Origin of the sequence: Enterococcus sp. 7F3_DIV0205 (assembly GCF_002141365.2) — a bacterium.
GTDB lineage: Bacteria > Bacillota > Bacilli > Lactobacillales > Enterococcaceae > Enterococcus_L > Enterococcus_L palustris.
In genome coordinates this window covers 2,810,985-2,824,260 of the sequence record NZ_CP147244.1, presented here as the reverse complement: position 1 = coordinate 2,824,260, position 13,276 = coordinate 2,810,985, and the positions used below count along the sequence as shown (strand labels likewise).

At 36.0% G+C, this 13,276-nt stretch carries 13 protein-coding genes; 3 read left to right on the top strand and 10 right to left on the bottom strand.

What is annotated here, in order from left to right:
- The first annotated feature begins 12 nt into the window (after positions 1 to 12).
- The gene (gene malX / locus A5821_RS13230; protein ID WP_249921888.1) at positions 13 to 1,512 is read left to right on the top strand and encodes a maltose/glucose-specific PTS transporter subunit IIBC; all 1,500 of its coding nucleotides are present in this window, start codon (positions 13 to 15) and stop codon (positions 1,510 to 1,512) included.
- An 11-nt stretch (positions 1,513 to 1,523) separates the two neighbouring features.
- Positions 1,524 to 2,717 carry a MalY/PatB family protein gene (locus A5821_RS13225; protein WP_086315217.1) on the top strand — a complete coding sequence of 398 codons (1,194 nt, stop codon included), beginning with the start codon at positions 1,524 to 1,526 and terminating at the stop codon, positions 2,715 to 2,717.
- Positions 2,718 to 2,770: 53 nt separating this feature from the next.
- Here A5821_RS13225 and A5821_RS13220 read toward each other — a convergent pair whose 3' ends face one another.
- The 3 genes from A5821_RS13220 to A5821_RS13210 all read right to left on the bottom strand — a co-directional run bounded on the left by A5821_RS13220 (position 2,771) and on the right by A5821_RS13210 (position 4,174).
- Positions 2,771 to 2,980, bottom strand: coding sequence for a hypothetical protein (locus A5821_RS13220; protein WP_086315216.1), 210 nt, complete (start codon positions 2,978 to 2,980; stop codon positions 2,771 to 2,773).
- A gap of 80 nt (positions 2,981 to 3,060) precedes the next feature.
- Positions 3,061 to 3,465 carry a YxeA family protein gene (locus A5821_RS13215; protein WP_339098746.1) on the bottom strand — a complete coding sequence of 135 codons (405 nt, stop codon included), beginning with the start codon at positions 3,463 to 3,465 and terminating at the stop codon, positions 3,061 to 3,063.
- A gap of 205 nt (positions 3,466 to 3,670) precedes the next feature.
- The gene (locus A5821_RS13210) at positions 3,671 to 4,174 is read right to left on the bottom strand and encodes a VanZ family protein (RefSeq protein ID WP_086315214.1); all 504 of its coding nucleotides are present in this window, start codon (positions 4,172 to 4,174) and stop codon (positions 3,671 to 3,673) included.
- Between the two features lie 116 nt (positions 4,175 to 4,290).
- Here A5821_RS13210 and A5821_RS13205 point away from each other — a divergent pair, with 116 nt between their 5' ends.
- Positions 4,291 to 6,096 (top strand): M3 family oligoendopeptidase, encoded by a 1,806-nt coding sequence (locus tag A5821_RS13205; protein WP_086315213.1) that lies wholly within the window; start codon positions 4,291 to 4,293, stop codon positions 6,094 to 6,096.
- A 109-nt stretch (positions 6,097 to 6,205) separates the two neighbouring features.
- On the opposite strand, the gene A5821_RS13200 is transcribed toward A5821_RS13205, so the two are convergent.
- The 7 genes from A5821_RS13200 to A5821_RS13170 all read right to left on the bottom strand — a co-directional run bounded on the left by A5821_RS13200 (position 6,206) and on the right by A5821_RS13170 (position 13,075).
- A complete protein-coding gene (locus A5821_RS13200) occupies positions 6,206 to 7,495 on the bottom strand; it encodes a coiled-coil domain-containing protein (RefSeq protein ID WP_086315212.1) in 1,290 nt (429 codons plus the stop codon).
- Between the two features lie 368 nt (positions 7,496 to 7,863).
- Positions 7,864 to 9,189: a coiled-coil domain-containing protein gene (locus A5821_RS13195; protein ID WP_086315211.1), complete on the bottom strand. Its 1,326-nt coding sequence runs from the start codon at positions 9,187 to 9,189 to the stop codon at positions 7,864 to 7,866.
- A gap of 242 nt (positions 9,190 to 9,431) precedes the next feature.
- Positions 9,432 to 9,941, bottom strand: coding sequence for a rod shape-determining protein MreD (mreD, locus tag A5821_RS13190; protein ID WP_086315705.1), 510 nt, complete (start codon positions 9,939 to 9,941; stop codon positions 9,432 to 9,434).
- A 7-nt stretch (positions 9,942 to 9,948) separates the two neighbouring features.
- A complete protein-coding gene (gene mreC, locus A5821_RS13185; RefSeq protein WP_170923040.1) occupies positions 9,949 to 10,809 on the bottom strand; it encodes a rod shape-determining protein MreC in 861 nt (286 codons plus the stop codon).
- Positions 10,810 to 11,379: 570 nt separating this feature from the next.
- Positions 11,380 to 11,907, bottom strand: a complete 528-nt coding sequence (locus A5821_RS13180; protein ID WP_086315209.1) for a DUF2247 family protein — start codon at positions 11,905 to 11,907, stop codon at positions 11,380 to 11,382.
- 436 nt (positions 11,908 to 12,343) lie between these two features.
- Positions 12,344 to 12,616, bottom strand: a complete 273-nt coding sequence (locus A5821_RS13175) for a hypothetical protein (RefSeq protein WP_086315208.1) — start codon at positions 12,614 to 12,616, stop codon at positions 12,344 to 12,346.
- Positions 12,617 to 12,634: 18 nt separating this feature from the next.
- Entirely contained in the window at positions 12,635 to 13,075 is a 441-nt protein-coding gene (locus A5821_RS13170) for a hypothetical protein (protein ID WP_339098745.1), read from the bottom strand.
- Positions 13,076 to 13,276 lie beyond the last annotated feature (201 nt).

Here is a 13,276-nt window from a genome sequence, read left to right as displayed (position 1 = left end):
GGGAAAACATTTATGTTGCCTGTAGCATTACTGGCTTTTATGGGGCTGATTTTAGGAATCGGCAGTTCATTTTCTAGTCCTTCAACCATCGAGATACTTCCTTTTTTAGATCAGCCTTGGCTGCAAGTTATTTTTCGATTTATGTCCACGGTTGGTGGTTTTGCTTTTACTTATTTACCATTATTATTTGCAATGGCGATCCCATTAGGCTTAGCTCGCAACGAAAAAGGAGTCGCAGCGTTTTCTGGTTTCGTCGGTTATGTTGTCATGAACTTATCTATTCATTTTTATTTGACTGAAACGGGTAAATTGGCTGATCCAGAGCACTTGCGTGAAGCGGGACAAGGAATGGTTTTAGGGATGCAGTCGATAGAAATGGGGGTACTTGGCGGAATTATTGTTGGAATCATTGTGTATTTATTACATAGTAAATTCTATACAATCCAGTTGCCGGATGCCTTTGCATTTTTTGGCGGCGCTCGATTTATTCCAATCATCACGTCTCTTATTATGGCGATCATTGGTATCATAGTCCCAGTTATTTGGCCAATATTTGCATTAGGAATTAACAGTGTGGGGTTTGCGATTCAAAAATCAGGAATTTTTGGCCCCTTTTTATTCGGTGCGGGTGAGCGTTTATTACTCCCATTTGGTTTACATCATATCTTGGTTTCAATGATTCGTTTTACCGAAGCTGGCGGCACTCAAATCGTAGACGGGCACAGTGTATCTGGAGCATTGAATATTTTTTATACCCAACTACAAAGTGGTTCTCCTATCAGTCCGGCGGCCACGGCCTTTCTATCCCAAGGGAAAATGCCTACTTTCATGTTTGGACTTCCTGCAGCAGCTTTAGCGATGTATCGAACAGCATTACCTCAGAATCGCCATAAAATCAAAGGCCTTTTGATTTCTGGAGTCATTGCTACTTTTGTTACCGGCATTACGGAACCAATTGAATTCTTATTCTTGTTTATCGCCCCTGTTTTGTATGGCTTCCATGTCATCATGACAGGTTTAGGATTTATGCTCATGGCGTTACTTCAAGTAGTTATCGGCAATACTGATGGCGGTGTTCTGGACTTTTTAATTTTTGGTATTTTACAAGGAACCTATACAAAATGGTACTTCGTCTTGCTCGTTGGAGCGCTATGGTTCGTAGTCTATTATGTTGTTTTCAAGTTTGCGATTCAAAAATTCAACTTGAAAACACCTGGCCGAGAGTTAGTAACAGAAGATGTCTCTGAAAAAGAGCGAACTTATAAGAAAAAAGGCAATTACAATGGACCTTTGATCCTAGACGCATTAGGAGGACCTAAAAATATTGTTTCATTAGATAATTGTATTACCCGTCTACGCTTAGTTGTAGATGATATGACGATTGTAAGTGAACAGGAATTGAAAAATCAAGGTGCTATCGGTGTTATAAAATTAGATGCAAACAACCTTCAAGTCATTATTGGAACTCAAGTCGCCACAGTAAAAAATGAGCTTGAAAGTTTGATGGAATAGGAAGAAAATAAATGAAAGAAAAAATAGATTTTGATAAAATCGTGGAACGAACAGGGACTTTTTGTACCCAATGGGATTATATTGCCGATCGTTTTGGTCAAGCAGATTTACTACCGTTTACGGTCTCTGATACTGATTTTGCTGTTCCAAAAGAGATCCTAGAGACACTTCAAGAGCGAATCAGTCATCCTGTTTTCGGTTATACACGTTGGAATCATAGTTCGTTTAAAGAAAGTATTCAAAAATGGTATCGCACAAGATTTGACTATCTGCTCAATCCTGAATGGATCGTTTATAGTCCATCCGTTATTTATTCGATTTCAAAATTAATTGAACTAAAATCAGAGATTGGTGACCATATCGTAATTCAAACACCTGCCTACGACGCTTTTTTTAAGATGATCGAAGCGCACAATCGAACCTTAGTCGAAACAAACCTTTTGTATCAAAATAATCAATATACCATTGATTTCAATGATTTAGAGATCAAGTTGAAACATCCAGACTGCAAAATCTTTTTACTTTGTAGTCCTCATAACCCCACTGGCCGTGTTTGGACAAAGGAAGAATTAGCACACATTATTTTTCTCTGCGAAAAATATAATGTTTTTCTAGTTTCTGATGAGATCCATATGGATATTTTACGTAATGGGCAGCAACATACACCTATTTTAAAAGATGCCAAAGATCCAAATAATCTAGCTTTGTGCACTTCAGCTAGTAAAACGTTCAATACTCCTGGACTAGTTGCTTCTTATTTGATGATTCCAGACTTTGAATTACGAGAAAAATTTTTGATGCTACTGAAAAATCGTGATGGCCTTTCTTCTACAAGCATCTTTGGTATGCTAAGTACGATCACAGCCTATAATCAATGCGGCGCTTGGCTGGATCAATTAAATGATTATGTAGATCAAAATGTTCAGCTGACAGAAACGTTCATTCAGGCATTTTTACCAGAATTAACAGTTGTTTCTTCACAAGCAACTTATTTACTTTGGATCGACTGTTCTCAATTACCTTTTTCAATGGAAGAAATTCAAAAAGCTCTCGTTTATCATGGAAAAGTCGCTATTATGTCTGGCGCAACTTATGGTCAATCCGGCACGTCATTTTTACGTTTAAATATTGGTTGCTCTAAGGATAAACTGCTTGAAGGGTTGAACCGTTTAAGGAAAAGTATTCTATTTTTAAAGACTAAATAAACAAAGCAGGTAAAACAACTGTAAAATAGGTTGTTTTACCTGCTTTGTTTGGATCACTCAATAATTTCTAGACGAATTTCAACGCCGCGCAATATCACCGTTTCACCCGTTTTAAAAGGGATCGTAGACTCTTCTTGATCTCCACTCAACAGTTGTATATTGATGCATTCCGTGTCTGGAAAAATACGATACGCTAACATCCCCAAACCAGTAATCGTTGCTGTATCTCTTGTGTTATTTCTATTGATAGTCATATTTTCCATGATTCATCACTCCTTACTATAAGTATAGACAGCATTCTTTTAAATTTAGCTATCTTCTACATAAGAAATTTTTCATTTAACTAGAATAATGGCAATATATTATCTGGTAAATCACCTTTATCGATTTCTTCCCAATTCATAACGTTCTGACCTTTTACTGTTAATCTAAGAAATTTATCTGGTTTTAACTTTTTTCCAAATGAAATGTATTCTAGTTTTCGTTTTTCTCCTTTATCCGTATAACAAGTTTGAACATAGGCAAAATTTTCTATTTTGCTAACCGCATCTGGATAGGTATAATCGTAGTTTTCAGTTGTTTTAGTATAAAGAGTCGCGGTTTTGACTAATGGATTAAAGTAATCGATCATCGCTGCAGCGGTAGATGTATTATTATAAGTATAAATTCTAAGTCCGATGATGCTGATTACTAGAATAAACAGTATCATCAGTACTGATTTGCAGAAATGTTTCATTAGATGCCGCACACTCCTTCCTGGCTCATTTCGTCCTTCCTTACTATATTAGATTTTTTTGTTCTGACTTTCATCCAGCTTGAGACTGATTTTTTGAATTAAATTATAAAAATAAATGGCACAAGGTTCAGAGTAGTCTCACCTTGTGCCATTTATTATAATTATCAACTTTTGTAGCAAAAAATTGAATGAACTTCGTTTTATCGTTCTGTCTAATTTATTTTTTCCTCAATTTTTTGATGCCGATCACAAGTAAGCAAAGAAAAACTGCTGTAAGCGCCCCTATAGAATCTAGCATGACATCCTGAAATAGCGGAGTTCGCCCACCTGTCAACATTTGATGGTACTCATCCAAACCAGCATATCCTGTTGCTGTAAGCCACGCTACAACACCTATCAAAAGCGGTTGCTTGACTTTCATGTTCAACCCGATGAACCAACTACCGCCTAATAAAAAGTAGGTGCCAAAGTGAGCTCCTTTACGAATAAAGAATTCCACAAATTTTGCATATCCCTTCGCTTGGATACTTACCTCACTTCCAGCATAGCTAAATGAAATTCCTTTGAGCTGCTCTTCAAATGGATGGTTGCTCAATAGTTTATCTAGTAATCCAACCTGTGATTGTTGTTCATACGTTTGAGAAGAACTATAAAATAAAATAGCCATAATCAAAAATGCCATAAATATATAAAAATTACTGTTTTTTAACTGCTTTTTCAATTCGTCACCTCATTCCATTTACTATAGTAGCCTTTTTCGGCGAAATAAACAATCGCTCAAACTTTTTTTCTTATGATATACTAGAAGAAATAGATTTAAGAAAGAAGGTATCGTACATGACTTATTCACTCGTTTGGGACTTAGATAGCATTTTCCCAGGAGGCAGTCACTCCGCACAATTGGAACAACGATTAACAAAATTAAAAGATCAAAGCCGTGATTATCACCAATTGATCGAACAGTGGGCACCAGAAAATGATGCTGAATATCAAGAGTTACAAAAAATTATATCTTTGCAAGGAAACATCTCAAACGGATTTTCTCAATGTAGTAGCTTTATCACAGCACTATCATCTGCCGATACAAAAGATAAAAAAGCAAAAATTTTATCAGGTGACCTTTTCTCATTACTACCAGCGATCCAATTAGCAGAAACTATTTTCACAAAAAAATTGACAGAAATTTCCGACGAGCATTGGCAAACCTTAACAACTTTACCAACATTTGAATCCATCGCTTTTCGTTTAAATGAAATCCGCCGTGACGGTATGCAACTATTATCTGAGCAAGAAGAAAATATCATCAATACATTGTCCTTGGACGGCCTTAACGCTTGGAGCAGTCACTATGATACGATTGTTGCTAGCATCACAATTCCATTTAAAGAAGGAGATCAAACAACAGATCTTTCAGCTGGACAAGCATTTAACCGAATGATGAGCGATCCTAGCTCAGATGTTCGGGCACAACTATTCAAAGAATGGGAAAAAGCTTGGAGTGAGAAAGCACCCTTGCTAGCGGATACTTTAAATCACTTGGACGGATTCCGCTTAAGTGACTATAAGCTTCATGGTGTCTCTGATTTCTTAGAAAAACCATTGAACTATAACCGTATGCAAAAAGAAACACTAGATGTTATGTGGGCAACGATCCAAAAGAACAAACAACCTTTTATTGATTTCTTGACACGTAAAGCTCAATTATTTGGAAAAGAGAAAATGGACTGGCAAGATCAAGATGCGCCGATCATTTTAGGCGATTTAAAGGAAAAATCTTACAGTTTTGACGAAGCAGCTGAATTTATTTTAGAAAACTTTGAAAAATTCAGTCCTAAAATGGCTACATTTGCTAAAGAAGCATTTGAAAAAAGCTGGATTGAAGCAGAAGATCGCCCAGATAAACGCCCAGGTGGATACTGCACAGAACTTCCTGAAACAGAAGAATCTAGAATTTTTATGACTTTTGGCAATTCAATCAATGAAGTAGCAACACTAGCTCACGAATTAGGCCATGCATTCCATAGTAGCGTGATGTGGGATCTTCCAGCACTTGATCGGGAATACGCGATGAACGTCGCAGAAACAGCTAGTACATTTGCAGAATTGATTGTCGCAGATGCAACCTTGAAAAAAGCAGAAACACCAGAGGAAAAAATTAATTTATTAGACACTAAAATGCAAAATGCCATTGCTATGTTTATGAATATCCACTCTCGTTTCATTTTTGAAAATAGCTTTTATGAAGCTCGTCAAAAAGGATTGCTTAGTGAAGATGAAATAACCGAGTTGATGCTTGACGCTCAAAAAGAAAGTTATCAAGATAGTTTAGGGACTTATCATCCTCATTTTTGGGCAAGTAAACTGCATTTCTTTATTGATGATGTGCCTTTTTATAATTTCCCTTACACATTCGGCTACTTGTTCAGTATGGGGATTTATGCCTATGCGAATAAACAAGGCAGTGATTTTGAAGATCAATACATTGCCTTACTTCGTGACACTGCATCAATGACTTCAGAAGACTTAGCTAAGAAACATCTTGATGTCGATTTAACCAAACCTGACTTCTGGCAAGCTGGGATCGATCAAGTCATCAAAGATGTAAATGAGTTTATGGAATTGACAGAAGAATATATTAAGTAACAATTTGAAGTTTCAACGAGAGATCCGTTGAAACTTCTTTTTTTGGTATATTTAACAAAAAAAAGAACCAGACAACTGTCTGATTCTTAAATTATTAGGTTAAATTTGATTACATACGTACAGCGAAGCTTGGTGTAAATGAACCAACGTTGCTGTATTCAACGCCTGTACTTTCGTTACCAGCGTGGATATAACCGCCGCCACCTGTAGCAATCGCTACGTGGTAAGAAGCACCTGGGCTACCCCAGAAGTATAAGTCTCCAGCTTGAGCTTCCGCTACAGAAATACGTGTACCCGCACTTTCTTGTGCAACTGTGTATCCACCGACATTACGGCCAGTTGAGTTCATAAATGCGTAGTAAACTAAACCTGAACAGTCAAAGCTGTTTGGACCTTTAGAACCCCAAACATATGGTTTACCAACTTGTGCTGCTGCAATTGCAATTGCAGAACTACCTGTTGGTGGTGGAGGTGTTGGTGTTTCTGGCTCTTTTGGAACATCTGGTTGTTCAGGTTGTTGTGGTTGCTCTGGTTGTACTGGTGTTACATTGCCAGTTGACGAACCTGTTGTACCATTATTCGATGATCCTGTTGTTGCTTCTTCAGTTGATGAAGTAGTTGTAGTGCTTGGTTTTGTAGCTTTAGCAGCTGCAGCTTCTTCAGCTGCTTTTTTAGCATTAGCAGCTACTACTTTTTCTTGTTCAGCAATACGAGCTTGTTCTGCGATCGCTGCTTCTTTTTCTTTCACTAATCCAGCTTTTTGATCTTCAGCAGTTGCTCTTTCAGCAGCTAATGATGTTTGTAATACATTCAAGTCTGCCTCTGCTTTTACAAGTTCGCCTTTTTGTGCTTCAAGTTCTACTTGGTTATCTTGTAATTCTTTTAATTTATCTTCGTTTTCAGTTTTCTTAGTTTCAACTGCTTTTTTATCTTCTTGTTGTTGTTTTACTAAATCATTGTTTGCATTAACAATCGTAGACATTGCAGTTACACGAGTAATGGCATCAGAAACTGATTTTGCATTCAATAATGCATCCATGTAGCTTGTGCTGTTACCGTTCACTTGAACGTCACGTGCTTGATTTTGGATAGCTACTTCACGTTTGTCGATACGTTTTGTTAATTGTTTGATTTCTTTTTCTAAGCTAGTAGAAGTTTTTCTTAATTTGCCTTGTTCAGCTAATAATGTATCTGCTTTTTCGTTGATAGAAGCTACTTGGCTTTGTACAGCAGCCACTTGGCTTTGAGCATCAGCTTCTTGAGATTTTAATCCTGAAATTGTTTGGTCTTTTTGTTGAATTTTCGAGTCCACTTCATCTGCTGATGAAATCAATGGCATTGCTACAGATGTAAGGGTTAATGAGCAAATCATTAGTAATGGTAATATACTTTTTTTCAAAATTCATTCCTCCGACTTTTTGCTTATAATAAATTCGTTCATTGTTTGAGTAATTTTCATTCTTATATTGACAACGAAATCATTGTATCATAATCACATGTCATACATATAAAATTAATGTTACAGGAGTATTTCATTTTTGATTGTTAAAAATGACAACTTAAAAATTTTTTTAAGATCGTAACACCCCTATGAAATCAAGCTTTTCACCTTGTTTTCTATACTATGCTATTTGATTATAAAATGAGAAAAAACACTAACGCAGCACCAACTCTCTCACCATACTTCAATAAACGATAAATTACAAATAATCCCTACCCAAAAAATCCAGTTGATTTCATGAGTAGGGATTTGATTATTCGCTTAAATTATCCTGGAAAGCGCCATACAACAGCTCTAAAGTTTGCTGCATATGGACTTGGTGTCCAACCTGTAGTTGTTGACACATAACCAGAACCTGCTGGATTATTTGACTCAACAATCTGAACAGAGCTACCGTTGACACCAACGACTAAGACAGTATGAACCCCATCTAACCAAGCATCAGGACTAAGAGAGTTTTCGTATTGAACGACATCTCCCACTTGAACATCAGACCAAGAGACTTGAACTGCTCCTGATTGTGTGTAGCCACTATGAGGACCTCCTGGTGAGAATCTAATACCTGCTGCATTTAACCAATTTTGTACAGCTACAATACATTCACCACTTTGACCCCAACCTGTCGGGTTTGTTTGGCCGACAGCATTTAAAGCGATTTGTGCTGCTTTTTTCTTCGCTTCTGATACGCCGCCAGTACCGATACTGCTGCCACCACCAGTATTACCACTAGGTTTTTCAACTGGTTTTGGTGCTTCTGGTGTTGTATTAGTTGTACCATTTTCTTCTACAAGATTCGTTTGAACAAGTCCTGGGTTTGCAGCTTGTGCTTCTGCAAGTTTCTTAGCAGCTTCTGCTTCTGCTTTTCTTTGTGCTGCGGCTTGTTTCGCTTGCTTAGCTTGCTCTTCTTCTAATTTCTTTTGAGCTGCGGCTTTTTGTTCAACATACTCAGATTTTTTATTTTCTTCTGTTGAGCGCTGTGCTTCTAAATCATTTTTAGCAATTTCTAGTTCTAGCTTCAAAGTATCTAAAGACGCTTTTTTAGCATTCAGCTCTTTTGTAGATGTTTCTAAAACTGAGATTTGTGATTCTACAGTCTTTGTCTTTTTTTCCACATCTTTTTTATCAGACGTCTGTTGCTCTAATAAGTCATTGTTTGCATTTACTAATGTCGTGATCCCTTGAACTCTGCTGATTGCATCAGAGATAGATTCAGAATTGATGATCACGTCTAAATAGCTAGTACTTGTTCCACTTACTTGAACATCACGTGCTTGATTCCGCATTTGGACTTCTCTTTTTTGGATACGGACATTCAGATCAGAAATTTCGCCATATAACTTTGTGATTTCATCTTTAAGTGTTTTTTTCTTCGCTGTTAATTCATCGATTTTAGTTGCTGTAGCTAACATATCTGACTCGATTGCTGATAATTTAGTAGCAGCTTCTGATTCTTTTGTTTTTAGTCCATTGATGATCTCATCTTGTTGTTCAATCTTGGTGTCATAGTCATCTGCAACTGCAGCCGCAGGTAAAGCAACTGAGGTAAGCGTAATTGAACAAACCATCAATGCTGATAATATACTTTTTTTCACTCGTTTATTCCTCCGACATTTATGTTATGTATTTTATAAGTTCTAAGTATTGTTTCGTCTTCATTAAATTGGCAACGTGCTAATTGTAACATAGCAGTATGACATACAGATAAAAGAGATATTACAAAATTGTTTCATAAAACAGAATTAAATAACACCTAAAATCAATCAAAAGCCTAATTCCGCAGGCTTTTAAATAATATCAATTGTAATGTTTCGTTCATTAGCCACATGAAAAAAGACTATTCATTAGCGAATAGTCTTTTTAATGGATAAGAAAAAATAACGAATATCAACATATTAAAAAGCAATGTTGGTCCTAAAACTTTCGTGATAAATAATAATGGTGCCACATTTGATATGTGAAAAATGATTTGCAGCCCCATCGCAATCAGCTCATATGTCGTCACAAAAATAATCATTCCAAAAAAAGCTGTGATTAAGTTTGTGTGAACCACTCGCTGGAAACGATACATCATCATAACAGTCGCTACTAATGCCACCGTATAAATCCCTATGATTCCAATATAATAACTATCGCTAACCATCCCTAAAACAAGCGCTGTGATCAGCAAATAACGTTTAGAGAGATTAGGAACTGCCATTAAAAATGCCAGTAATAAAAAATGAGCATTCGCAAAATAGATATTATCCGTTATATTCCGCGCAGCTTGGGTCAGTTGACCATCGATCAGCATCAGTAAAAAGAAAACTACAGGCGCATAATATTTAACATTTTCTTTTCGGATCATGTGCATCTTACTCCCCCGCTCCAGCTAATCGCTTGATGATTGTCACGACGGGTATGTTATACATTTCAGCGTAAGGTTTGATATAAACTTCGCGATCTAAGCCATAACTATCTGGTTTAACTTTTTGAACCACACCGACCGGTAGATTCGCTGGAGAATTTTGGCCTAATCCAGATGTTTGAACAATATCGCCTTCTTTGATATCCATATCTCCTACCAATTGACTGACGATCAATGTATTTTCTTTATCATCGTATTTTTTCAACAATCCATATGAATCCCCTTTTTCAGAGTTGATTTGAACTGGAAAATGATTAGAATTTTGGTTCTTCGATGTTAATAGTTCGACTTTAGACGATGTTGCATTCACCTCTACAACACGACCAATCAACCCTTTTTGAGCTAGAACTGCCATGTTGGGTTCGATACCGTCATTTGAGCCTCGATCCACAACTAGTAAATCTTGCCACATGTCAGGAGATCGAGTAACAACTGTTGCTGTCACTTTTTCATAGTTGCCTAGTGTCTCATTCAGTGCTAGTTCTTTCTTCAATGCTTCATTTTCTTTTTTTAAGTTATCATTTTGGATAGAAAGTTCGCCATATCCATCGATTCTTTCTTTTAATCGTGCATTTTCATCGTAAGTGTTAAAAAGTGTGCTGATTGATGATACTCCGTTACTGATTGCTCTTCCCGGAAATGAAATAACTTTGTCAACAAAACCAACGCTATCATTGACTGCTGATTGACCAAGATTGGTTTTCCCGTTGTTTGCTCTATGAGCAGCGGTCAAACTAATGATCGTAACCACGATGATCACTATGATCAGCGTGATAATTATATTTTTATTTGGATTAAATTTTTTCACATCGACACCCCGACTAATCTTTAGACTGATAGCAATAATTTTACCACTAATTAGAGGTAAACAAAAGAGCTGTGGTGCGTCTTTACAATTTTTTATTAAATATCGTCATTTTACTGATCCTCCTTCTGCAAATAATCCTTTCGTCTACAGCTATATGGTCCTACAATTCAAAATAATACTATTCTGTATAGTAATGCTCCCAGAATTTAGTAATAATTGTCGACTAACTCCTTTTCCCATTATCCATTAGTAACGCTTTCGTTATGAACTTCATCTTGCATTCGTTGGAAAAATGAAGGTACATCATGCGATAAAATAAAACTAAAAACAGTATCAGTGAGCTAGCCTCACCGATACTGTTTCCATAACTGTACATTCTCTAATTGAAATAGCTGTACACTTAATAGCCATTCAAAAGACTAGAACAGGCCTTTGAATTTTTGTGCAATAAATACAGCTAGTTTTTGTTAGTTATTGACAATTTGATTAGTGAATGTGTTCTTACCAGTCAAGACTTTATCACTTGATTACCAGTCTCGCGAGAAAGTACTTTTTTTATTTTGATACCTATTACTTTAAATTCTCTTTTTCATCTTCCAACCATTTTTCATGGTCGGAAATAACTTTAGATAAGTGTTCCTCCGTGTAAAATTCTTGAGGGGTTAACTTGTTTTCTACACCTTGGTATTGATAAGGCATATCTACTGGAGACTTTAAATAAAGCCAGAATCCACTAATTTCTAACAAAGCATTTACATAATCTTTATCTAAGATTCTCTTCAATAGATTATTAACTAAAATCCATCTCCATCTATAATAAGACATCAAATCTTTTTCATTAGAATTTTCAATTAAATCCAGAAGTTTATATATTTCATTCTCATCATATGGTGAAAATAGACTTCCAAGCTCCCATATATACGAATTTTCCTCATTTTCATTTTTAGATAGATAATCTAAAGTGTATTTCATTACAAACTCATCATCAAGCATACCTTGTAAATAAAATTCATTGTCTGAATAACCAAATCTACCTACTTTAAGCTCATTCCAAGAAAAAGAAATATCATTTTTTTTAAATTCATCTATATAATTCATTATTTTATAGCCCCCACTCAATTCTGAATTTCTGACAAAAATTCTGTGCGTAACTTTTCCGTCTTGAATTATCCGCTCAAAACGCCTATGATAATTTGAGTTTGCTTTGTAGGTGATTTTCCAGTCAATGGGTCAATATCATAAACAGAACCTTTCCCTTTATTGGTGAACTGGCGTGAAAAGCTTGTAATTTTTGGAGCTTCTTTTCTAATTTCCGTTTGGCTTCTAGGCCTCGAGTCACAGAATGATTGTAGTAAAATAAAATTTAAAAATGAAATAAACCTATTGAAACAGCACAAGTAACTCTCGCTGATACCATTTCAACAGGTTTTGAATTTTATCATTTGGCAACTTGATTAGTGAGTCTCATCTTACTAGTCAAGTCTTTATCACGTAATTACCAATCTTGTGATAAAGTGCCTTTTTTAATTATGCTTCAAGTTAATTCTTTTAAAGCATGAGATACTTCATCCCTAATTTGCTTTTCACTATAGTACACATTAGGTAATTTTAAGTCTTCTACGCTATCAGAAAATCTAGCTGCCATATCAGACACATTGCCTAAAATTGTGTATTCTTTTTTTGACAATTCATCATAATCTATTTCTAAATCAAAAATTTTCATAAACTGATTTGTGAAATTATTAATCTCTATTTCTCCATTATTCAGACCATTTAATAAATAGTATAGTTGCTCTTTTTTTGTCATAATAATTTTCCTCCAGTATCATTGTTTTGGGACTGCAGGCAACGGACCTAATGGCCTTCTGTCGTATTTAAAGTGATAAATAGTATTTGTTGCCTTATCATAAAGCACTTCAAAATTATACTTCTTGCCGTTAATATAGATTTCACTATAATACATTGTTGCACTAGAACCTCTTGGGTCAGGCATTGGAGTTCCAACTTTAATTGCTTCTTTCAAAGTCTGAACTGGGACTGCTCTATCTGGATTAGCCATATGCTCATTTACTTTGTTTGTATAATTAAATATATTCTCTCCAGAAGTTCCAGCCCCACCAGCTTTTTTATTCTCAACCGTCTTCGTACCTTTATTCGTCGCCAATCGATAAGAGGCAAAGTTAAACCCTAACATCTGTAACGCTTGCCCCAGCTCGTCTTCCGTCATAAATTTATAACCATCTTCAAGATATTGACCGGATGCCACTAACGCTCCCAAAACTGGATTGTACTTGTTCCCTATCTGTAAATCCTTCCCATTTCGAAAGGCTGCTTTTACCCTATCATCCCAATCCTGTTGAGAAATAAATTCAAACAAGTCTGATGGTATTTCTTTGCCATTCGCATTTAAATACTGGTAGATTTTTGGATTTTTAACACCTGCTCCATCTTTTGTTACTTTACAAAA